22 protein-coding genes are annotated in these 20,288 nt (G+C 33.0%); 14 read left to right on the top strand and 8 right to left on the bottom strand.

Going from position 1 to position 20,288, the window contains the following annotated elements; translation table 11 throughout:
- Positions 1-3 precede the first annotated feature (3 nt).
- The 9 genes from AC1EUU_RS12335 (at position 4) to AC1EUU_RS12295 (ending at position 8,613) form a co-directional block, all read left to right on the top strand.
- Entirely contained in the window at positions 4-168 is a 165-nt protein-coding gene (locus tag AC1EUU_RS12335; protein WP_480201733.1) for a hypothetical protein, read from the top strand.
- A gap of 105 nt (positions 169-273) precedes the next feature.
- Positions 274-2,205 (top strand): tetratricopeptide repeat-containing sensor histidine kinase, encoded by a 1,932-nt coding sequence (locus tag AC1EUU_RS12330; RefSeq protein WP_480201732.1) that lies wholly within the window; start codon positions 274-276, stop codon positions 2,203-2,205.
- 13 nt (positions 2,206-2,218) lie between these two features.
- Positions 2,219-2,890, top strand: coding sequence for a response regulator (locus AC1EUU_RS12325; protein WP_480201731.1), 672 nt, complete (start codon positions 2,219-2,221; stop codon positions 2,888-2,890).
- Between the two features lie 68 nt (positions 2,891-2,958).
- Entirely contained in the window at positions 2,959-3,462 is a 504-nt protein-coding gene (locus tag AC1EUU_RS12320; RefSeq protein WP_480201730.1) for a hypothetical protein, read from the top strand.
- 368 nt (positions 3,463-3,830) lie between these two features.
- A complete protein-coding gene (locus AC1EUU_RS12315; protein WP_480201729.1) occupies positions 3,831-4,238 on the top strand; it encodes a hypothetical protein in 408 nt (135 codons plus the stop codon).
- A gap of 29 nt (positions 4,239-4,267) precedes the next feature.
- Positions 4,268-5,245 (top strand): vWA domain-containing protein, encoded by a 978-nt coding sequence (locus AC1EUU_RS12310; RefSeq protein WP_480201728.1) that lies wholly within the window; start codon positions 4,268-4,270, stop codon positions 5,243-5,245.
- A 76-nt stretch (positions 5,246-5,321) separates the two neighbouring features.
- Positions 5,322-5,840 (top strand): hypothetical protein, encoded by a 519-nt coding sequence (locus tag AC1EUU_RS12305; RefSeq protein ID WP_480201727.1) that lies wholly within the window; start codon positions 5,322-5,324, stop codon positions 5,838-5,840.
- 178 nt (positions 5,841-6,018) lie between these two features.
- Positions 6,019-6,288: a 30S ribosomal protein S15 gene (gene rpsO / locus AC1EUU_RS12300; protein ID WP_480201726.1), complete on the top strand. Its 270-nt coding sequence runs from the start codon at positions 6,019-6,021 to the stop codon at positions 6,286-6,288.
- 168 nt (positions 6,289-6,456) lie between these two features.
- Complete coding sequence (locus AC1EUU_RS12295; protein WP_480201725.1) at positions 6,457-8,613, top strand: polyribonucleotide nucleotidyltransferase; 2,157 nt, start codon at positions 6,457-6,459, stop codon at positions 8,611-8,613.
- 13 nt (positions 8,614-8,626) lie between these two features.
- On the opposite strand, the gene AC1EUU_RS12290 is transcribed toward AC1EUU_RS12295, so the two are convergent.
- Positions 8,627-9,172 (bottom strand): hypothetical protein, encoded by a 546-nt coding sequence (locus tag AC1EUU_RS12290; RefSeq protein WP_480201724.1) that lies wholly within the window; start codon positions 9,170-9,172, stop codon positions 8,627-8,629.
- Positions 9,173-9,308: 136 nt separating this feature from the next.
- On the opposite strand from AC1EUU_RS12290, the gene AC1EUU_RS12285 reads away from it, so the two are divergent.
- The gene (locus tag AC1EUU_RS12285) at positions 9,309-10,298 is read left to right on the top strand and encodes a hypothetical protein (RefSeq protein ID WP_480201723.1); all 990 of its coding nucleotides are present in this window, start codon (positions 9,309-9,311) and stop codon (positions 10,296-10,298) included.
- A 269-nt stretch (positions 10,299-10,567) separates the two neighbouring features.
- On the opposite strand, the gene AC1EUU_RS12280 is transcribed toward AC1EUU_RS12285, so the two are convergent.
- The 3 genes from AC1EUU_RS12280 to AC1EUU_RS12270 are packed head-to-tail and all read right to left on the bottom strand — an operon-like array spanning position 10,568 to position 12,149.
- On the bottom strand, positions 10,568-11,395 hold the full coding sequence (locus AC1EUU_RS12280; RefSeq protein ID WP_480201722.1) for a mechanosensitive ion channel family protein: 828 nt from the start codon (positions 11,393-11,395) through the stop codon (positions 10,568-10,570).
- Between the two features lie 5 nt (positions 11,396-11,400).
- Positions 11,401-11,583 carry a hypothetical protein gene (locus AC1EUU_RS12275; RefSeq protein ID WP_480201721.1) on the bottom strand — a complete coding sequence of 61 codons (183 nt, stop codon included), beginning with the start codon at positions 11,581-11,583 and terminating at the stop codon, positions 11,401-11,403.
- 2 nt (positions 11,584-11,585) lie between these two features.
- On the bottom strand, positions 11,586-12,149 hold the full coding sequence (locus AC1EUU_RS12270) for an RNA polymerase sigma factor (protein ID WP_480201720.1): 564 nt from the start codon (positions 12,147-12,149) through the stop codon (positions 11,586-11,588).
- Positions 12,150-12,461: 312 nt separating this feature from the next.
- Here AC1EUU_RS12270 and AC1EUU_RS12265 point away from each other — a divergent pair, with 312 nt between their 5' ends.
- Together AC1EUU_RS12265 and rpe are read left to right on the top strand one after the other, a co-directional pair.
- Positions 12,462-13,325 carry a sigma-70 family RNA polymerase sigma factor gene (locus AC1EUU_RS12265; RefSeq protein ID WP_480201719.1) on the top strand — a complete coding sequence of 288 codons (864 nt, stop codon included), beginning with the start codon at positions 12,462-12,464 and terminating at the stop codon, positions 13,323-13,325.
- Between the two features lie 163 nt (positions 13,326-13,488).
- Entirely contained in the window at positions 13,489-14,139 is a 651-nt protein-coding gene (rpe, locus tag AC1EUU_RS12260) for a ribulose-phosphate 3-epimerase (RefSeq protein ID WP_480201718.1), read from the top strand.
- A 26-nt stretch (positions 14,140-14,165) separates the two neighbouring features.
- Here the strand turns inward: rpe and recJ are convergent, their stop codons facing one another.
- Both recJ and AC1EUU_RS12250 read right to left on the bottom strand, forming a co-directional pair.
- A complete protein-coding gene (recJ, locus tag AC1EUU_RS12255; protein WP_480201717.1) occupies positions 14,166-15,860 on the bottom strand; it encodes a single-stranded-DNA-specific exonuclease RecJ in 1,695 nt (564 codons plus the stop codon).
- 1 nt (position 15,861) lies between these two features.
- Entirely contained in the window at positions 15,862-16,284 is a 423-nt protein-coding gene (locus AC1EUU_RS12250; RefSeq protein WP_480201716.1) for an OsmC family protein, read from the bottom strand.
- Between the two features lie 56 nt (positions 16,285-16,340).
- On the opposite strand from AC1EUU_RS12250, the gene AC1EUU_RS12245 reads away from it, so the two are divergent.
- Positions 16,341-16,931 carry a carboxymuconolactone decarboxylase family protein gene (locus AC1EUU_RS12245; RefSeq protein WP_480201715.1) on the top strand — a complete coding sequence of 197 codons (591 nt, stop codon included), beginning with the start codon at positions 16,341-16,343 and terminating at the stop codon, positions 16,929-16,931.
- A 168-nt stretch (positions 16,932-17,099) separates the two neighbouring features.
- On the opposite strand, the gene AC1EUU_RS12240 is transcribed toward AC1EUU_RS12245, so the two are convergent.
- Both AC1EUU_RS12240 and rsmI read right to left on the bottom strand, forming a co-directional pair.
- Positions 17,100-17,666: a uracil-DNA glycosylase family protein gene (locus AC1EUU_RS12240; protein WP_480201714.1), complete on the bottom strand. Its 567-nt coding sequence runs from the start codon at positions 17,664-17,666 to the stop codon at positions 17,100-17,102.
- A 100-nt stretch (positions 17,667-17,766) separates the two neighbouring features.
- Positions 17,767-18,438: a 16S rRNA (cytidine(1402)-2'-O)-methyltransferase gene (gene rsmI / locus AC1EUU_RS12235; RefSeq protein WP_480201713.1), complete on the bottom strand. Its 672-nt coding sequence runs from the start codon at positions 18,436-18,438 to the stop codon at positions 17,767-17,769.
- 73 nt (positions 18,439-18,511) lie between these two features.
- Between rsmI and aspS the strand changes: the two genes are divergently transcribed.
- Positions 18,512-20,260, top strand: a complete 1,749-nt coding sequence (gene aspS / locus AC1EUU_RS12230) for an aspartate--tRNA ligase (RefSeq protein WP_480201712.1) — start codon at positions 18,512-18,514, stop codon at positions 20,258-20,260.
- The last annotated feature ends 28 nt before the right edge of the window (positions 20,261-20,288 follow it).

The raw sequence follows: 20,288 nt of genomic DNA, 5'->3' as shown, positions 1-20,288 counted from the left end.
GTCATGAAAAATTTAGTAAAAGCAATCGTTTTAGTCTTTTTATTTAATGTAGTAGCAACTTCTTGCACCCAAGACGATGTCATACTACAAAAACAGCAACAAGAAGTTTTAACTACAGGCGATGATGGGCAAGTTGAACCACCCAGAGAAGATGAAGATGGCGATTAATTAGTGTATTAAGCGTCTAAATTGTTTTCAGTTGTATTCTAATTAAAAATAAGCCTCTGCATGGAGGCTTATTTTTTTATTTTTACAAAGTCCAACCCAGCAGCTATGAAATTATTCAAATTATTTCAACTCGTTATACTCTTATTCTTTATAATAACATGTAATACGCAAAAATCTTCAGAAACAGCGAAGATAGAAGATCAAGAGGTCTTAAACCTGCTTGCAAAAAGTAAAGACAAAGTTTTCACGAAAGAAGAGCGATTAAATTTCATCAATAAAGCATATTCAAAAGTATCTACCAGCCTTTTAGACTCTTCCTCATTAGCGATTGTCTACAAAAAAAGTAGCTTACACTATAGTCTAAATCAGAAAGACAGCACATTTTTTTACGATAAATTACTCTTAAGAAATGCAATACAGACTAAAAATAATTACTTTAAAGGAAAAGCAAGCGCGGCATTAGCCCATTACTATAAGAATAAGGGTGTTTACGATAGCAGTTATTACTATTATAACCAATCTAAAAATTCTTTTTTAAAAATAAGTGATAGCGGTAAGGTAGGAAGGCGCTTATTAAGTATGGGGCTAATCCAACAAAATCAAGGGGATTTTATTGGTAGTAAAGAAACTATTACCGAAGCAATACCTTATCTTAACACAAAAAAAGAGGAAAAATATCTGGCGTCATCATACAGTGTTTTAGCCACCAATCATAGAGAGTTATCCAATTTTGAAGATGCGATCGAGTATTATGAACTTGCAACAAGAACTACTAAAACCCAAAAGGATAAGTTAATCTATCAAAATAACCTAGCAACTACATTTATAAAAAATAAAGAGTACGATAGTGCTATTTCGATTCTAGAAGAAGTTATAGCAGATTCGATCCTTAAAAAAGGCTCAAGACAATATGCCAGAATATTAGATAATTTAGCTTATGCGCAATGGTTAAAAAGTAAGAAAGATGTATTGCCTGATTTTTTAACAGCTCTAAATCTAAGAATACAACATAAAGATAAACGTGGGCAAATAGCTAGTTATTTACATTTAAGTGAGTACTTCTTAAAAAATGATAAACGAAAATCAAAAAATTACTTAGACAAAGCCATTCAAATTTCTAAGCAACTAAAAATCCCTAAAGGAGAGCTAGAGGCATTGCAGTTTTTGATGCAGATAAATCCAAATAACATTAATATAAAAACCAGGTATATTAAGTTAAATGATAGTTTATATAAACAAGAATTGAAGGCAAAAACACAGTTTGCTAAATATAAATATGACGATAAATTAAAGCAATTAGAAATTGCTAATTTAACTTTAGAGAATGAACGTAAAGTGGTAGAAGTCTCAAAACAGAAGAATTTAAAAATTATCGCTTTATTATCTGCTATTGTGGTGTTCATATCAAGTTTATTTCTGTTTTATTATCTAAGAAATAAACATAAAATAGATACGCTAAATGAGGTATACACCACTGAAATCCGGCTATCTAAAAAGGTACATGATGAGCTCGCTAATGATATTTTTAACATTATGAATACTATTCAAAGTGCTCCCGAATTAAAACGAAATCCAGTATTAGATCAGTTAGATAATGTATATCAAAGAACCCGAGATATCTCGTACGAAAGCGGTACAATTAATCTTGATGACGAATTTTATTACTTAGAATTAAAAGAAATATTAGGCGTATATCAAGATCAGAATACAAGAGTTTCTACAATTGGGCTTACTAAAGAATTATTTGAAAATGTAAGAGATCATAAGAAAATTGTTATTGAGCGTGTTCTAAAAGAGCTAATGACAAATATGAAAAAGCATAGTGAAGCTTCAAACGTTGTTATAAGCTTCAAAAAAAATAAAAAGAACCTCTCAATAGCATATTTAGATGATGGTATTGGCCTAGAGGAAACCAACAATTTTAAGAAAAATGGCTTGCTAAATGTGGAAAACCGTATTAAAAACATAAACGGAAGTTTTACCTTCGATTTGAGTTTTGAAAAAGGAGTTAAGCTAAAAATATCAATACCTTATTAATCAGAGCATCCCAATGTTAAATAAAGCCTTAATTGTAGATGATCATTCTAGTGTAAACAACGGAGTTGTTCAGGCGCTTATTCAAGAGGCAAATATCTCAGAGATAGAGCATACTCAATATTGTGATGATGCTTATTTAAAATTTCAAAAAGCAATCTTTGATAAAAAACCATTTGATTTATTGATTACCGATTTATTATTTGATGAAGATTATCGTAAAGAGAAGCTAAAAGGTGGCTTAGACCTCATTGAAGCTTTAAGAGTAAAGCACCCACAATTAAAAGTTATTGTTTTTTCTGTTGAAAATAGGCCAACAAAAATTAAAAATTTGGTTGACAGATATCATATTAACGGCTTTGTCTCTAAAGGAAGAAATGGTTTAAAAAATCTTTTAAAAGCCATTAATAAGGTTAACAATAACAAGAGCCATTATATTTCTAACCAAGAAGATATTGACTTAAATAAGAAGGATATTTATGAAATCAGTGATTATGATATCGTACTTTTAAAGCAACTATCTATAGGTAGTACACAAGAGCAAATTGCTAGACATCTTTTTAAAGAGGGTATTAAACCAAATAGCTTGAGTTCAATTGAAAAGAAAATCAACAGTCTCAAAATACATTTTAAGGCTAAAAATACTGTCCATCTAATTTCCAAAGTAAAAGACTTAGGTCTAATTTAATTTTCTGCGGAAAACCGTAATTTTTTTTTTTCGTTAGTTCTTAGATTTGTTTACTAAACCCCTTCCCTATGAAAAAATTACTGTGTCTTTGCTTACTATTATGTGTGAATATAACTTTTTCACAGAAAGCCAAAAAAGAAGACGAAAAGAAAAAGAATAAAGTTGTAAAAACCGTTGACAAGGTTGGTTCATCTGTTAGTGAAGTAAACGAAACAGTTAAACACACAAATGAAGCTCTAAAATCTTCTGTTCAAACTTCAAAAGAAACATTTACAGAAATTAAAGGACTCTTTAAATCTAAAAAGAAGAAAGCCAAAAAAGAAATTCTGATTACCATTAAGAACATTGATTATGGTAATTCAAACCTTAGCGCCTTACAAAAAGCCATCTCAAAAGCCAAAGGTGTAAAAAATGCCACAAACCTTTTTGAAAATGGTATAGCTACCATATTAGTAGAATATTCAAAAGGAGCAGCTGATAATTTGTGGCAAAATATCCCTGAGAAAATTCGTAGCCATTTTAAAGTTGCATCAATTGATAGTAATAAGATTTTTATCAGCCTAAATAAGTAGGTCATTTTCGCGCTGAAATTCTTCTTGCTACTCATTAAAAAGCCTCGTTTTTAGAAACTCTTATTGTTAGTAACTAATTAATTATCAGAATCTTAAAATTTACATCGTAAGTGAATAAATAGCAAGGTATACTATTAATTATCCTTTAAAAAAAACTTCTTTTTTGTGGCAAACCGTAAGGTGAAGTTCTCTTTCATTTTTAGGTTTGCTAAGTAATTATAAGCCAATTGCTATGGAAGTGTTATTACTCTTTTAGTACATCTAATTTCATTCTCCATCAATATTTGGAATTCTAATTAATGCTGTTGATTTATAATTAACCTTATAAGTCGATTATAAAAATTTAGATAAATAAACCCTACCCAATTATGAATTTAAAAGATATAGATTTTGGTAAAATAATTTTAAAAACTTTACAGTTAATCATCGTAAAACCTTTTACGCTGCCACTAAGAATTTATAAAAATGCTCTTGTAAGTCTATCTAGCACTGATGCCGAAGATGCTGAAGAACGTAATCTATCTAGTGATTTCCCCTTATACACATGGTTAGTTAGCATTTTTAATGCCTTAATTTTTTTGGCATATCCCATAGGTATTATAACGGCAATTATAAGTGGAATTAAATCTCCATATGGAGGTTTCTCAATATTTATTGGTGTCTTAATCGCTTCTTATTTCTTGCCTTTATATCTGGGGCTTATAAGAGAATTGGCTCAAGTTATTCTAAAGATGCTACTCTACTTAAAAATTATATCTAAAAAAGAAACTATTTAAAAACAATTATAATTAAATCCTCTTTGACTATGAAAAATGTATTACTAAAATTCACCCTATTCCTACTAGTTATTCCTTTTGTCCTCAACTGTTCAAGTGACGATGGTTCGCCGAATGAGCCTTTTTCAAATTTAAACGACTTTTCTACTACGGCTATTGAAACAACCATTCCAAGGTTAGAAATTTCTCAAGTTGGAAACCAAATAACACTATTATTATCTGTGACCGATCAAGACGGAAACCCGCTACAAAAATTCACTTTAGGTAATTATGAAATTGAAATTATTACTAATTCATCAACTGAGATTCTAAGCAATAATACTATTACTTTGACTGAACTTGATGAATTTTCAAACTCAGAACCTCTGGCGGCTGCAACTACTTTAGATTATTCTGGTAGCATGTCTTTCAATGATAGAATGAACATGGAGGCTGCAATAAAGAATTTTATTGCACTTAAAGATTCTGATGATCTTGTGTCTATAATTAAATTTGCTTCAACCGTTCAAGAAGTTCAAAGTTTTACTACAGATTCTTCGTTACTCAATACAGCAGTAGATACGAATCATGGAATTTCAGGGTCAACTGCATTCTATAGTGCCTGTGAGCTAGGTTTAGACAAGGCTAATGAAATGACAAATGTACTGCCATTGGTGATCGGGTTTACAGATGGCTTTGATAACAGATCTACAATTAGTCTTAACAATTTAATTGCAAAGTCTCAATCGCTAGGAATTCCTGTATATACCGTTGGGTTTGGTGGTGCTAATGAAAGTAGTCTACAGAAATTAGCAGATGATACTGGTGGAAGATATTATTACGCGCCTAACAGTACGGATATAGAAAGATTATATGAAATCATTAATAATCAATTAAAGAAATTATATGTTTTTTCTTGGAGCGTTAATTACCCAGCCGGTACAACAATTACTATAAAAATTACCACGGAGTATACTGCTGGTAATGGAACTTTTAAAAACGTTTCTACCAAAACGATCACATTATAATATTCACAACAATTTCTTTTTCTAATAGCATGTGGGCTTTTTTTGAGGCCCACATGATTATAAAACACATTAAATTATGAAAAATACTATTTTAATTGTACTCTTTTTGATACCTTCATTATTGGTTGCTCAAGAGTTTAATAAAGGGACAAATGCTATAAATGCAGGAATAAGTTTTGGTGGTTATTATGGTAGTTTCGATTCTTCTTCTGAAGGGATAGGATATGGAATTAATTTCGAACGAGGTATTTGGGAATTGCCGGGCCCAGGAGTAGTAAGCTTAGGTGCACATATAAGTAGAAAAACGTTTCGTTATGACACTTCATTAGTTGATTATAAGTGGTCTTATACAACAATTGGTGTACGTGGCGCCTACCATTACAATGGCCTGAATATTAAAAACTTAGATGTTTATGGCGGTGTAATGCTTTCTTATGATTTTGTTTCTTCTGATGGTGGAGGAAGTTATTCAAGTAGATTTGGGCCAACTGGCTTTATAGGGGGGCGTTGGTATTTTTCAAAAAATATTGCGGTTTTTGTAGAAGGTGGTTATGGCGTTGCTTTCTTAACTACTGGTCTTACATTAAGAATCTAGCTTAATCTACTGGTTAAATAATAAGAATAAACCTAACTTCGTTTTCCTTTTAACTATTTAATTCTTAGGCTAGTTATAATATATAACTCATCTTATTGCCAATCAAAATAATAGTTATACCTTTGCCGCTCGATTTATTAATCGGTACATAAAAATTATTAATAAAATTAATGTTAGCATGTATTTAACAAAAGAAAAGAAAGCAGAGATTTTTGCTAAGCATGGAAAGTCCGCCGGAGACACTGGTTCTTCTGAAGGGCAAATTGCATTATTCACTTACCGTATCAATCACTTAACAGAACACTTAAAAAACAATCGTAAAGATTTTAATACAGAGCGTTCTTTAGTAAAGCTTGTAGGTAAACGAAGAAGCTTACTTGATTATTTAAAGAAAAATGATATTGAAAGATATCGTGCAATCGTTAAAGAATTAGGATTAAGAAAATAAATAAAAGAGAGGCTTCGCGCCTCTTTTTTTCTTTTATAAGGTTCTTTACAAGCTCATCTTTTCTTAAAAATCCACTTTAGTGGATAAACTAAAAAGCTTATTAAACTTTTCATTGGTTAATACACAACACAACAACTTAAAACCAATTGTTTAATTAAAAAATTATTTATGATACCTAAGGTTCATACAGAAATTATTGATTTAGGAGATGGAAGAACCATCTCAATTGAAACAGGTAAATTAGCCAAACAAGCTGATGGTTCTGTTGTTGTTAAAATGGGCAATGCTATGTTGTTAGCTACTGTTGTATCTGCAAGAAAAGCAAGTCCAGGTGTAGATTTTTTACCATTAACTGTAGATTATAGAGAAAAATTTGCAGCTGCTGGTCGTTATCCTGGTGGGTTCTTTAAAAGAGAAGCCAGACCAAGTACTGAAGAGATCTTAACAATGCGTTTAGTAGACCGTGTTTTGCGTCCGCTTTTTCCAAAAGATTATCATGCCGAAACACAGGTGATGATTCAATTAATGTCTCATGATGAAAATGTAATGCCAGATGCCTTAGCAGGATTAGCTGCTTCTGCATGTATTGCAATTTCAGATTTACCATTTGAAACACCTATTTCAGAAGCTCGGGTTGCCAGAATTGACGGTGAGTTTGTAATTAACCCCACTCGTGAGCAATTAGGACAAGCAGATATTGATATGATGGTTGGAGCATCTGCAGACTCTGTGATGATGGTTGAAGGAGAAATGGATGAGGTTTCTGAGGAAGAAATGGCAGACGCAATTAAATTCGCACACGAAGCAATTAAAGTTCAATGTGCTGCCCAAGTAGCTCTTGCAGAAAAAGTTGGAAAACCAGAAGTAAGAGAGTATGATGGTGCTGTTGAAGATGAGGAGTTAGCTCAGAAAATTCATGAAATGGCATATCAAAAGAACTACGATATTGCTAAGCAAGGAACGTCAAAACAAGAACGTGGGTTAGCCTTTAGCGAATTAAAAGAAGAAGTATTAGCTTCTTTTACTGAAGAAGAATTAGAGGAAAAGGGCGAATTGATTTCAAAATACTTTGGTAAAGCACATAAAGAAGCTGTTCGTAATTTAACTTTAAATGAAGGAATACGATTAGACGGAAGAAAGACAACCGATATTAGATCTATCTGGTGTGAGGTTGATTATTTGCCATCTACACATGGTTCTTCTGTTTTTACCAGAGGTGAAACTCAGGCTTTAGCTACAGTAACTTTAGGAACGTCTCGTGAAGCTAATATGATTGATTTACCAACGCATCAAGGTGAAGAAACATTTTATTTACATTATAACTTCCCTCCATTTTCAACTGGAGAGGCCCGTCCGTTAAGAGGTACATCCCGACGTGAAATTGGTCATGGTAACCTCGCTCAACGTGCATTAAAAGGAATGATCCCTTCAGATTGCCCTTACACAGTACGTGTAGTGTCAGAAGTATTAGAATCTAATGGTTCTTCTTCTATGGCTACTGTTTGTGCCGGTACAATGGCCTTAATGGATGCTGGTGTGCAATTAAAGAAGCCTGTTTCTGGTATAGCAATGGGATTAATATCTGATGGTGATAATTATGCTGTTTTATCTGATATTTTAGGTGATGAAGATCACTTAGGCGATATGGATTTTAAAGTAACAGGTACAGAAGAAGGTATTACCGCTTGTCAAATGGATATTAAGATTAAAGGTCTTTCTTACGAAATTTTAGTAAATGCTTTAAAACAAGCTCGTGATGGTCGTTTACATATTTTAGAGAAATTGACCGATACGATTTCTACACCTAATGCTGATGTAAAAGCGCATGCTCCAAAAATGGTTACTGAAACTATTCCTGGAGAATATATAGGGGCATTAATAGGTCCTGGTGGTAAAGTAATTCAAGAATTACAGAAAGAAACTAAGACCACGATCGTTATTAACGAAGATCCTGTAACAGAAGAAGGAATCGTTGAGATTCTTGGTACAGATCAAGAAGGAATTGATAAAGTATTAGCGAAAATAAGTGCAATTACTTTTAAACCTGAACGTGGAAGTGTTTATGAAGTGAAAGTAGTGAAATTACTTGATTTTGGTGCCGTTGTAGAATACGTTGAAGCTCCTGGTAATGAAATATTATTACATATTTCTGAACTTGCTTGGGAACGCACCAACAATGTTTCCGACGTTGTTAAAATGGGTGATACCCTAGATGTGAAATACTTTGGCTTTGACCCAAAAACAAAAAAGGAAAAAGTATCTCGTAAAGCTTTATTACCTCGTCCTCCGAGACCTGAACGTAAAGAACAAAAACAAGAAAATTAGAATATTTAAACCCTCAAAATTTTGAGGGTTTTCTTTTTTTATTCCATTGCAAAACAATCCCAGCATTATAAATAGTATTAACAGAATTTAGGTTCACTTGAAGTTGTAAACCCAAAGAAAACCTTGACCCTGTTTTAAATCTAAGTTTGCCTATCATAGGAAAACCTATATTCGTTTGTCTTTCATACCCGCTTCGTTCTCTATCTATATTAGTTGATTTCCACGAAAAATATCCTAAGCCCGCATGTAAATCAATAAAGATCACCCTGTTCAAAGCAATTTCTTTTCCATAGAGTATATTTAATTGCTCATAACTATCTGGTTTTGCTTCACCCAGAATACTAATTTCGTATTCAGATCCAATAGATGCCGAAAAGGTAATGATACTCTTTCTATAAGTAAACCCAACATCAGCGTTTAATGCCAAGCCTCCTGTGTCATTATCAAAATAAATATTTAATAAAGGCGTGAATGAAAATGATCTATATCCCAATTTATTCTCTTGAGAAAAGCTACTTATAGTTAATAGGAAGAACACTGTAAAGATTAAGTTTTTCATAATAAATATGCTTATAAGGTATATCGCAAATCTAATTGTGAAAAACGCATCTCTTCTTTTTAATTTGATGAGTTTTTATTATTTTTTTATTAAATTTCACAATAAAAAATTAATTCTTATATAATTTTTGTAAATAATGCAAAAGGAATTTTTTGATAAAATAAGTCAGGTAATTTCAAAAAATGCTTCTCTTATCGACGAAGTAGCCACCGTCTTAGACATTGGTTATGATGCCGCTTATAGAAGGGTAAACTTAAAAACAAATTTAAGCCTTGACGAAAGTGTTAAACTAGCAAAACATTTTAAAATATCATTGAATAAGCTATTCGAAGTAGGAAGTCAAAACACCATTCTTACCGAAAGATCGCCAAGTATTATCAACGAAGAGCATTTAGAATCTTACTTTTCTAAATCAATTGAAAATCTTACTCCTTTAACGAAGCTTAAAAGTGCCTCAATTATATATTCTGCGAAAGACATCCCTTTATTTTACACCTTAAAAGATTCCTATATAACAAGATATAAGATCTATGTTTGGTTAAAGCTCGCGAATAAAGAAATGACCAAGAACAAAATTTCATTTGATGAATTCGTTAAAAACACCCCACATACTCTTTTAGAAAAAGCTTTTGAATTGGGTCAAATGTATAACTTCATTAATATTACCGAATTTTGGAATGACAATACTATTAACGGCACTTTAGAACAAATAAACTATTATTTTGAATCTCAATTACTCTCTAAGAAGCTGGCATTAAAAATATGTGATGACCTTGAAGAAATTATTCACCATGTAGAAAAACAAACTATCCAACAAAGTATTATTAATTCAAAAACCAACGCGTCGTATCATTTATATAAAAGTGATTTACTAACCATGAGTAATATACTTTTGATCAAAACTTCATTTAACAAAGTCTTTTTTGTTCCATTTACTGTTTTAGAATATTTTAAAGTTGAACATCAAGAAACATGTTCAATTATGGAAGAATTTTTTAATAAACAAATGACTAATTCTAAATTACTTGTTCATTCTGGTGAAAAAGATAGAACTTTATTTTTTAATAAAATGCATCAAAAAATAAACAACCTCCGAGATACTATTATAAATGAAAGTTTTAGGTAATTAAAAAGTGAAAGCTCCTCTTGCGAGGAGCTTTCTTTTTGATAAAACAATCTTAATTACCCTTCTTATATTTCGATTGAATTATCAATATCGAGAAATAGATCAATAAAATACAGGAGTCATTATCACTATTTCTCTTAATTAGAACCTAACTAATCTCTAATTAAGGGAAAATACTCTTGAGCCAAGAATTATTCGTTTTTTGATTAATTCAAATAATATTTATTCTTTTTCACAATTTCCCAGTATAGGTCAAGAGTATTAATATTTTAATCTATAATTTCAACAATACTATCATTTACTTGTTTAATAGGAATCATTAGTTTTCCTGAATTCGTTTTTAGCGTAAGGCATATATTATCAATGGCATCGATTGTTCCTTCTAATTCTCCCATCTTTATTCTCTGTCCTACCGCCAAGTTTTTTCTTGAGTAAAACCCAAATAATAATCGTTCGATAACACTTTTAGATCCTAAGCCAAATGCAATGGTAAATGCAAGTAATAATGATCCAAAAATTATAGTTAGATTATTGGTTATTATATCTGTATTGATACCCGCTTGATTCAACGCAGTTATGGCTACAATTACAACCATTGCATAAAAAACGATGTTGCCAATTACATTTGAACCTGTTAGACCAACAGATTTAAATAGTGATTGAATTGCGTTTTTTATAATGCTAGCCAAGTAAATGCCTACCATTAAAATGGCTATCGCGCTAAATAACTGAGGTAAATATCTAATTAAAGCCCCAATTTCTTGCGAGACCATGGTCAATCCAAGTATGTCAGATGCCACTATTACTAATATTAATAATAAGAACCATTTTACGATACTTACAATAAAATTGGCAGGTTTAAATTTAAAGTTTGAATTCTTAAAAATTTCTATCTCATTTAATTTATCAGCCCAAGTGTCAATCTTCGTTTTATTTAATATTTTTTTGAGCACCGATGTTATTATCTTTATACATAGCCAGCCAACGATAGCCACTGCGAGTGCCGCCAATACCTTAGGTAAATACATCAAGAGCTCTTGTCCTAGCTCTTTTATTGAAGAAAGATTAATACTTTGAGTTTTTAAGAAGGGTGTCATTTTAATTATTTTGAATTATTGTTTTCAGAGATTTTTAATAAATTTTCTAAGGTTCCAGGATATTTTACAGTGAATAAATCAGCCACATCAATGGTTAATTTTATCATAGAAATATCGTTCATTACCTTTTCCTTCAATACTTTCGGAAGCTCTTCTTGATGTAATATTTTTTTAAACGGATTCTCCATGATTACAAAGTTTTGTATACTTCCATTACCTTCTCTCTTGCTCTCTTCAGTCGCATCTTTACCGCACTTTCACTTATTTCTAATACTGTTTGAATTTCTTTTACAGAAAATTCATCCTGATATTTTAATAGTAAGATCATTTTATCCTTAGGTTCTATCAGAGACAATACTTTTTTTAATTTCTCTGTCTTAATTTGAAAGATATCATAATCTGTTACTTCATCAACCGATTCTTCTTTTATAATAACTTCTTTTACCTCTTCATTTTTATTATATGCATTGCGCTGTACATAATTCACACAAAAATTATATGTAAAAGAATATAGCCAGGTAGAAAACTTCGATTTTCCTTTGAACGTATCAAGTTTAACAAATAATTTAATAAAAATATCATGTGTTAAATCCTCTGCTTCAACTTTAGATTTTGCAAACCCAAGGCATTTGTTATAGACAGTTGCAGCATAGCGATCATATAGTTCTGCGAACATGACGCCATCTTTTGTTTTCACAACTTCTCTCACCAAATCCTCATCGGTTAACTGATGAATTTTGTTCAGGGTACTCAATCTGTTAGGTTTCTACTTTTCAAACTATAAGACACATAAATATTATGTAGGTCACTTTTTCTTTAAAAATTACTACTTTTTTAATAAATAAAGGCAAGAAGTGATTCTTCTTGCCTATTAAAAACTAACTCTAAATAAGTATCTCTTACTTTACATAGCATTTTTCCACTTAGATATGACACCTTATTTAAAAAAGGTCACATTAGTCTATACTTAAAATAAATTTTTACCGTTTTGTAACATTCTTGCCCAATACTCCGTATATATAAGTACGCAAGAAGAATTAAAGCAAGTATTAATTAAGACAATTATATGAGACAACTTAAAATTACTAAACAGGTTACCAACAGAGAAACCGCATCGCTAGACAAGTATTTGCAAGAAATAGGTAAAGTAGATTTAATCACTGCCGACCAAGAAGTTGAATTAGCTCAACGTATTAAGGCTGGTGATCAGGTTGCTTTAGAAAGATTGACAAAAGCAAACTTAAGATTCGTAGTTTCTGTTGCTAAACAATATCAAAATCAAGGATTAACATTGCCTGATTTGATTAATGAAGGTAACTTGGGGTTAATCAAAGCTGCAAAACGTTTTGATGAAACTCGTGGTTTTAAATTTATTTCATACGCAGTATGGTGGATTCGTCAATCTATCTTACAAGCGTTAGCTGAGCAATCTCGTATTGTACGTTTGCCATTAAATAAAATTGGTTCTATTAATAAGATTAATAAAACTTTTGCTCGTTTAGAACAAGAAAATGAAAGACCTCCTTCGGCTGAAGAAATTGCTAAGGAGTTAGATATGACCGTAAACGATGTAAAAGAATCTTTAAAGAATTCTGGACGTCATGTATCAATGGATGCACCGTTAATTGAAGGTGAAGATTCAAATTTATATGATGTTTTACGTTCTGGTGAATCTCCAAACCCTGATAAGAGTTTATTACACGAATCTCTTAAAGTAGAAATAGAGCGTGCCTTAGAAACATTAACTCCTCGTGAAGCTGATGTGGTACTGTTATATTTCGGATTAGGTGATCAACATCCAATGACTTTAGAAGAAATCGGTGAAACATTTGATTTAACACGTGAGCGTGTTCGTCAAATTAAAGAAAAAGCAATACGTAGATTAAAGCATACTTCAAGAAGTAAAATTTTAAGAACTTATTTAGGTTAAGAACCTAGTATTTCATAATTTTATCAACATGAGTAGTCAAGAACTATTCGTTTTTTGATTAATGAATGGAAAACTCTCGCTATGCGAGAGTTTTCTTTTTTTGAGCCATCGGCTCTTCTGTTTTGATTATATTTGCTCAATCTTAATATTTCAACTTTATTCAATGTCTCACTTAATAGCTCCATCAATTTTAGCCGCCGATTTTGCCAATCTACAGCGTGATGTCGAAATGGTAAATAATAGTGATGCAGATTGGTTTCATATTGATGTAATGGATGGTGTTTTTGTTCCAAATATTTCATTTGGAATGCCCGTAATACAAGCCATTAAAAAACATGCTAAAAAAATAATGGATGTGCATTTAATGATCGTAGATCCAGATCGCTTTATCTCTGATTTTAAAAAAGTAGGGGCAGATATATTAACTGTACACTACGAGGCTTGTACCCATTTACATAGAACTGTTCAGACTATTAAGGCTGAAGGAATGCAAGCTGGCGTTGCTTTAAATCCGCATACACCAATAGCTTTGCTAGAAGATGTCATTAGAGACATCGACTTGGTATGTTTAATGAGTGTAAACCCAGGCTTTGGAGGGCAATCATTTATCGAAAACACTTATAAAAAAATCATTCAACTCCGTGATTTGATCGATAAATCTGGCTCTTCTGCAAAAATTGAAATCGATGGTGGCGTAAACGATAAAAACGCTGGTAAATTATTAGCGGCAGGAGCTGATGTTTTAGTTGCCGGAAGTTTTGTGTTTAAAAGTGAAACCCCAGCGCAAACAATTACCAATTTAAAGTCTATATAATTTTTTTAGTACGATTATTCGTTTTACTAAGATTGACACTTAATATCCTTTACATTTAATTGCAAGGATGTTTTTCCATTCCAAACATTTTCTTCAAGGGTGAAAATACAATCAAAAGATTGTTTATCCTTTATTTGTTCATAACAATTCCCTAAACCAAAACCTATAGCATCAAAAGCATACTTGCCATCGGTAATTTTTAATTTTAAATGACTTTCGTCAGATCCTACCAGTCTTGCATACCCGGTATCAAAAACATTTTTAACCATAAATACCGGTTTCATATTTTTTGGGCCAAACGGACCAAATTGTCTTAAAATTCTATAAAACTTTGAAGTAATATCAGTAAGTTCTATTTGATCGTCTATTTTAATCTCGGGGCTCAACAATTCCTTTGAAATTGTATTTCTAACAACCTCTTCAAACTTTTGTTTGAATGAATTATACTTTTCTGGCAATAATGTAAGGCCGGCAGCATATTTATGCCCTCCAAACTGTTCTATGTATTCTGAGCAACTATCTAAGGCCTTATACACATCAAATCCCGAAACCGAGCGAGCAGATGCTGCTAGCTTTTCTCCATTTTTGGTAAAGACTAGCGTTGGTCTATAATACCTTTCTATTAAGCGAGAGGCTACAATACCAATAACTCCTTTATGCCAATCTTGTTGGTACACTACCGTTGTAAAATTATCTTGCTCTTTGTTTTCTTCAATCAACTGTAATGCTTCAGTAGTGATTCGCCTATCCAGGTCTCTTCTATCTGTATTGTAGGTTTCAATAGCTGCGGCATGTTCTAGAGCCAATTCTAAGCTATTAGACGTTAATAATTCAACGGCATAGTTACCATGCTTCATCCGCCCTGCTGCATTTATACGAGGAGCAATAATAAAGACTACATCTGTGATATTTAACCTTGGTTTGTTTAATTGATTGATAATTGCTTTTATTCCCAATCTGGGATTAGAATTAATTCTTTCTAATCCGTAATATGTAAGAATTCTATTTTCTCCAGTTATAGGAACGATATCTGCAGCAATAGCCGTTGCCGCTAGATCTAGATATTCAATTAAATCATCAATGGTTTTTCCTTTTCGAGATGCTAAGGCTTGAATTAGTTTAAAGCCCACTCCACAACCACATAGTTCGTCATAAGGGTAACTACAGTCTTCTCTTTTAGGGTCTAAAACAGCAATTGCTTTAGGTAAATTATTTCCAGGCCTATGATGATCACAAATAATAAAATCAATCCCTTTATTTTTAGCGTAATCAACTTTATCTATGGCTTTTATACCACAATCTAACGCGATGATTAAAGAAAAGTCATTATCTTCTGCAAAATCAATTCCTTGATAAGAAACTCCATAACCCTCTTGATATCTATCTGGAATATAAGTAGCAACATTTTGATAATATGATTTTAAGAAAGATGAAACTAATGAAACCGCAGTAGTACCATCTACATCGTAGTCACCATAAATTAAAATGTTTTCTTCTTTTTCAATAGCTTTTTCAATACGCTCAACGGCCAAAAGCATGTCTTGCATCAAAAACGGATCATGAAGGTCATGTAATGATGGTCGAAAAAAGGTCTTTGCTTTGTCAAAAGACGTAATACCCCTTTGAATTAATAAAGAGGCTATGTTTTTAGCTACCGATAATTCGTTTGAGAGCTGGTTTACTTTTTCTTTATCAGGTCTTTCCTTAAGCGTCCAGCGCATATTATTCATTGTGAAAATTCACTTTCACTTTTACGTCAGCAAATTTTTGAAACATTGCCATTACTCCGCAATATTTTTCGATAGATAAGTCTACTATCTTATTTAATTTCTTTTCATCTAGGCTTTTCCCATAAAAATGGAAATTCATTGCTACTTTATCATAATATTTAGGATGCTCTTCTGTCAACTCTCCTTCTACTTCAATATTAAAATCTGCTACTTCAACACGCATTTTTTTGATTAGTGAGGCAACATCTAATCCTGAACATCCTGCCAGTGCAGATAGCATCAACGCCTTTGGTCTATAACCTTCACTATTCCCTCCATTCTCTTCGCCGGCATCAATCATTAAATTGATTCTCGAAGGATTGTCAGATTCAAATAACATATTTCCTTTCCAGACAGTATTTACTTTATTTGTCATATCTAGTGCTTTTTTGTTTCTTTGAGCATCAAAAGTAATTAAAAAATATACGAACTATGCCCTTAGTAACACCTTTAGATCCGAATCATGATGCTGAAACTAAAAGATTAGCTGATTTTTATAATGAAACCTTAGGGTTTTGCCCTAATTCTGTATTAACAATGCAGCGTAGGCCAGAAATTTCTAAGGCATTTATCAATTTAAATAAAGCCGTCATGGCTAACCACGGACGTGTTACTTCTACACTAAAAAGAATGATCGCTTGGGTAAGTAGTAATGCAACCGGATGCCGTTATTGTCAAGCACATGCTATTAGAGCCGCTGAGCGCTATGGAGCCGAGCAAGAGCAATTAGATAACATTTGGGAATATAGAACACATCCTGCTTTTTCGGAAGCCGAACGCGCTGCCCTTGATTTTTCATTAGCAGCTTCAGGTGTTCCTAACATGGTAGATGAAGAAATAAAGGAACGATTACATGAATACTGGGACGAAGGTGAAATTGTAGAAATGCTTGGTGTCATTGCTTTATTTGGATATCTAAATCGCTGGAATGATTCTATGGGAACCTCTATTGAAGATGGTGCCGTAGAAAGCGGTGAGCAATATTTAGGAAAACACGGTTGGAATAAAGGAAAGCACATTTAATTATAGTATCGTCACTCTGAACTTGTTTCAGAGCCTTATTGTGATGTAATGCTGAAAAAAAATTAGCATTACATGGCTTCGCTTTTTAGACAGTAGGCTTCTGTCATTGTGCGAAGTAAAATGACATAACAATCTTTTAAATAAGATTAGCTAAGGTTTCTAATTTGATTAAAAGCTTAAAATAGTCTTTTGTAATTTTGGAATCACCTCTTCTTCGAACCAAGGATTTTTAGTTAGCCAAAATCGATTTCTTGGTGATGGGTGTGGCATCACAAAATATTTAGGAAGATATTCTTTGTAATTTGCTACTGTTTCAGTGAGCGTTTTTTTTGCTTTATCTTTTAAGTAATAATTCTGGGCATACATCCCAATAAGCATAATAAATTCTAGGTTTGGCATCAGGTCGAATAGAGCTTTGTGCCATTGAGGGGCACATTCGGATCTAGGAGGTAAATCGCCACTTTTTCCTTTACCCGGATAGCAAAACCCCATAGGTACAATAGCAAATTTTGTATCATCATAAAACTCTTCTTCGGAAACATTCATCCATTTGCGCAATTGTCTTCCGCTAGCATCGTCCCATGGTATACCCGAAGCATGCACTTTAGTTCCTGGTGCCTGCCCAATAATCACTACGCGTGCATCTTTATGAGCTCTAACTACCGGTCTTGGCCCTAAAGCTAAATGCTTTTCACAGATGTTACAGTTTTTTATTTCTGATAGTAGTTTTTGCATTTCGTTATCTCTTTGTCATTCCAGACGAAATAATGTGAAATAAAGATTCCCTATATAATCTAGATTCTTCATCTCATTTGATCGGAACCCAGAATGGCTGTTATTTTCTCCCAGCAACAACAATTACAATTTCACCTTTAGGTGGTTTCTTTTCAAAATAAGTGAGCACTTCATTAGCTGTTCCTCGAATGGTTTCTTCATATAGCTTTGTTAGTTCTCTCGACACAGAAACATGTCGGTCTTCACCAAAATACGCTATAAATTGACCTAAGGTTTTAATGAGTTTATGTGGGCTCTCATAAAAAATCATGGTTCTGTTTTCTTCTGAAAGTAATTTTAGTCGTGTTTGGCGGCCTTTTTTTACAGGTAAAAACCCTTCAAAAACAAACTTATCATTTGGCAATCCGCTATTCACCAATGCAGGGACAAAAGCTGTTGCGCCAGGTAAACATTCAACTTCAATATTATTCGCTATACAAGCCCGTGTGAGTAAAAATCCAGGATCAGAAATTGCAGGAGTTCCCGCATCAGAAATTAATGCGATGGTTTCGCCCGATTGAATGCGCTCTACAAGTTTATTCACCATTTTATGCTCGTTATGCATATGGTGACTTTGCATAGGGGTATTAATATCAAAATGCCTTAATAACTTACCAGAAGTTCGAGTGTCTTCTGCTAGTATTATATCTACTTCATTCAAAACCTTTATAGCACGAAAGGTCATATCTTCTAAATTACCTATTGGAGTAGGCACCAGGTATAGTTTGCTCATTGAAACAAATATAGAAACTATCTTTTACAACAAGTCTTTAATCACTAAATTTGCGCATTCTAAAAAAGGAGTGATGTATAGAACACATACAAATGGTGAGTTGCGAATAGCAAACGTTGGAGAAAAAGTAACACTTTCTGGTTGGGTACAAAAAGTGCGTGATAAAGGATTTATGATATGGATTGATTTACGAGACCGTTATGGAATCACACAATTAATCTTAGATGAGGAGCGTACAGATAAATCATTATTTGAAAAAGCAAAAGTTTTAGGACGTGAGTTTGTAATCCAAGCATCTGGTGAAGTAATTGAACGTCAGTCAAAAAATCCAAATATTCCTACAGGAGAAATTGAAGTTTTAATCACGGAATTAATGATTTTAAATCAGTCTGCTACACCTCCTTTTACTATCGAAGATGAAACTGATGGCGGTGAAGAATTGCGTATGCAATATCGATATCTAGACATTCGTCGTAATCCTGTTAAAGATAATTTAATCTTTCGTCATAAAGTAACGCAAGAAGTTCGTAATTACCTGTCAAATCAGGAATTTATAGAAGTAGAAACACCTTATTTAATAAAGTCTACACCCGAAGGTGCACGCGATTTCGTAGTGCCTAGTAGAATGAATGAAGGGCAATTTTATGCCTTACCGCAATCACCACAAACTTTTAAGCAATTGTTGATGGTTGGCGGTATGGATAAATACTTTCAGATCGTTAAATGTTTTAGGGATGAAGATCTTCGTGCAGATAGACAGCCAGAATTTACGCAAATAGATTGCGAAATGGCCTTTGTTGAACAAGAAGATATTCTGAATGCCTTTGAAGGATTAACACGTCATTTATTAAAAAAAATAAATGGTGTTGAAGTAGGTGAATTTCCAAGAATGAGTTATGATGAAGCCATAACAAAATATGGAAATGATAAACCGGATATTCGTTTCGGAATGGAGTTTGGCGAACTTAACCAAGTAGCACAACATAAAGACTTTAACGTATTTAATAATGCCGAATTGGTGGTAGGAATTGCCGTTCCTGGAGGAAATTCTTTTACCAGAAAAGAGATTGATAAGCTAATTGATTGGGTGAAGCGCCCTCAAATTGGTGCTTTGGGCATGGTGTATTGTCGTTGTAATGAAGATGGTTCTTATAAATCATCTGTAGATAAGTTCTATGATCAAGTTGATCTTGCTAAATGGGCAGATAAAACCGGTGCTCAAGCAGGAGATCTCATTTGCGTGCTTTCTGGAGGTGCTAATAAAGTGCGTTCGCAGCTTTCCGCATTGCGTATGGAGCTAGCAGAGCGATTAGGATTACGTAAAGCTAATGAGTTTGCTCCGTTGTGGGTTGTTGACTTTCCATTGTTAGAGTGGGATGAAGAAACAGAACGTTACCATGCGATGCATCACCCATTCACTTCACCTAAACCTGAGGATCTCGCATTACTAGATACAGCGCCTGGAAAAGTAAGGGCTAATGCATATGATTTAGTATTGAATGGAAACGAGATTGGTGGCGGTTCTATTAGAATTCACGATAAAGAAACACAAGCACTAATGTTTGATCATTTAGGCTTTACACCCGAAGAAGCAAAAGAGCAATTTGGTTTTTTAATGAATGCTTTTGAATATGGTGCTCCCCCACATGGAGGCATTGCTTTTGGATTAGATAGACTGGTCGCTATTTTAGGAGGTCAAGAAACGATACGTGATTTTATTGCGTTTCCAAAAAATAATTCAGGAAGAGACATAATGATCGATGCTCCTGCTTCCATTGATGATGAGCAGCTAAATGAACTCCATTTAAAACTGAATTTATAAAATGAGAATCCCGCTTGCGCGGGATTTT

It is taken from the genome of Maritimimonas sp. 2205BS37-2 (assembly GCF_056591755.1).
The sequence above is the reverse complement of the archived record's forward strand: the minus strand, read 5'-3'. Positions and strand labels throughout refer to the sequence as shown.

What these genes read in the sequence shown, in the direction of transcription:
- AC1EUU_RS12285 (WP_480201723.1), top strand. Translation starts at nt 9,309, where the DNA reads ATGCAAAAGGAATTTTTTGATAAAATAAGTCAGGTAATTTCAAAAAAT.
- aspS (WP_480201712.1), top strand. Translation starts at nt 18,512, where the DNA reads ATGTATAGAACACATACAAATGGTGAGTTGCGAATAGCAAACGTTGGA.
- rpe (WP_480201718.1), top strand. Translation starts at nt 13,489, where the DNA reads ATGTCTCACTTAATAGCTCCATCAATTTTAGCCGCCGATTTTGCCAAT.
- AC1EUU_RS12275 (WP_480201721.1), bottom strand. Translation starts at nt 11,583, where the DNA reads ATGGAGAATCCGTTTAAAAAAATATTACATCAAGAAGAGCTTCCGAAA.
- AC1EUU_RS12240 (WP_480201714.1), bottom strand. Translation starts at nt 17,666, where the DNA reads ATGCAAAAACTACTATCAGAAATAAAAAACTGTAACATCTGTGAAAAG.
- AC1EUU_RS12305 (WP_480201727.1), top strand. Translation starts at nt 5,322, where the DNA reads ATGAAAAATACTATTTTAATTGTACTCTTTTTGATACCTTCATTATTG.
- AC1EUU_RS12330 (WP_480201732.1), top strand. Translation starts at nt 274, where the DNA reads ATGAAATTATTCAAATTATTTCAACTCGTTATACTCTTATTCTTTATA.
- recJ (WP_480201717.1), bottom strand. Translation starts at nt 15,860, where the DNA reads ATGCGCTGGACGCTTAAGGAAAGACCTGATAAAGAAAAAGTAAACCAG.
- AC1EUU_RS12265 (WP_480201719.1), top strand. Translation starts at nt 12,462, where the DNA reads ATGAGACAACTTAAAATTACTAAACAGGTTACCAACAGAGAAACCGCA.
- AC1EUU_RS12295 (WP_480201725.1), top strand. Translation starts at nt 6,457, where the DNA reads ATGATACCTAAGGTTCATACAGAAATTATTGATTTAGGAGATGGAAGA.
- AC1EUU_RS12315 (WP_480201729.1), top strand. Translation starts at nt 3,831, where the DNA reads ATGAATTTAAAAGATATAGATTTTGGTAAAATAATTTTAAAAACTTTA.
- AC1EUU_RS12290 (WP_480201724.1), bottom strand. Translation starts at nt 9,172, where the DNA reads ATGAAAAACTTAATCTTTACAGTGTTCTTCCTATTAACTATAAGTAGC.
- AC1EUU_RS12250 (WP_480201716.1), bottom strand. Translation starts at nt 16,284, where the DNA reads ATGACAAATAAAGTAAATACTGTCTGGAAAGGAAATATGTTATTTGAA.
- AC1EUU_RS12280 (WP_480201722.1), bottom strand. Translation starts at nt 11,395, where the DNA reads ATGACACCCTTCTTAAAAACTCAAAGTATTAATCTTTCTTCAATAAAA.
- rpsO (WP_480201726.1), top strand. Translation starts at nt 6,019, where the DNA reads ATGTATTTAACAAAAGAAAAGAAAGCAGAGATTTTTGCTAAGCATGGA.
- AC1EUU_RS12325 (WP_480201731.1), top strand. Translation starts at nt 2,219, where the DNA reads ATGTTAAATAAAGCCTTAATTGTAGATGATCATTCTAGTGTAAACAAC.
- AC1EUU_RS12310 (WP_480201728.1), top strand. Translation starts at nt 4,268, where the DNA reads ATGAAAAATGTATTACTAAAATTCACCCTATTCCTACTAGTTATTCCT.
- rsmI (WP_480201713.1), bottom strand. Translation starts at nt 18,438, where the DNA reads ATGAGCAAACTATACCTGGTGCCTACTCCAATAGGTAATTTAGAAGAT.
- AC1EUU_RS12320 (WP_480201730.1), top strand. Translation starts at nt 2,959, where the DNA reads ATGAAAAAATTACTGTGTCTTTGCTTACTATTATGTGTGAATATAACT.
- AC1EUU_RS12335 (WP_480201733.1), top strand. Translation starts at nt 4, where the DNA reads ATGAAAAATTTAGTAAAAGCAATCGTTTTAGTCTTTTTATTTAATGTA.
- AC1EUU_RS12245 (WP_480201715.1), top strand. Translation starts at nt 16,341, where the DNA reads ATGCCCTTAGTAACACCTTTAGATCCGAATCATGATGCTGAAACTAAA.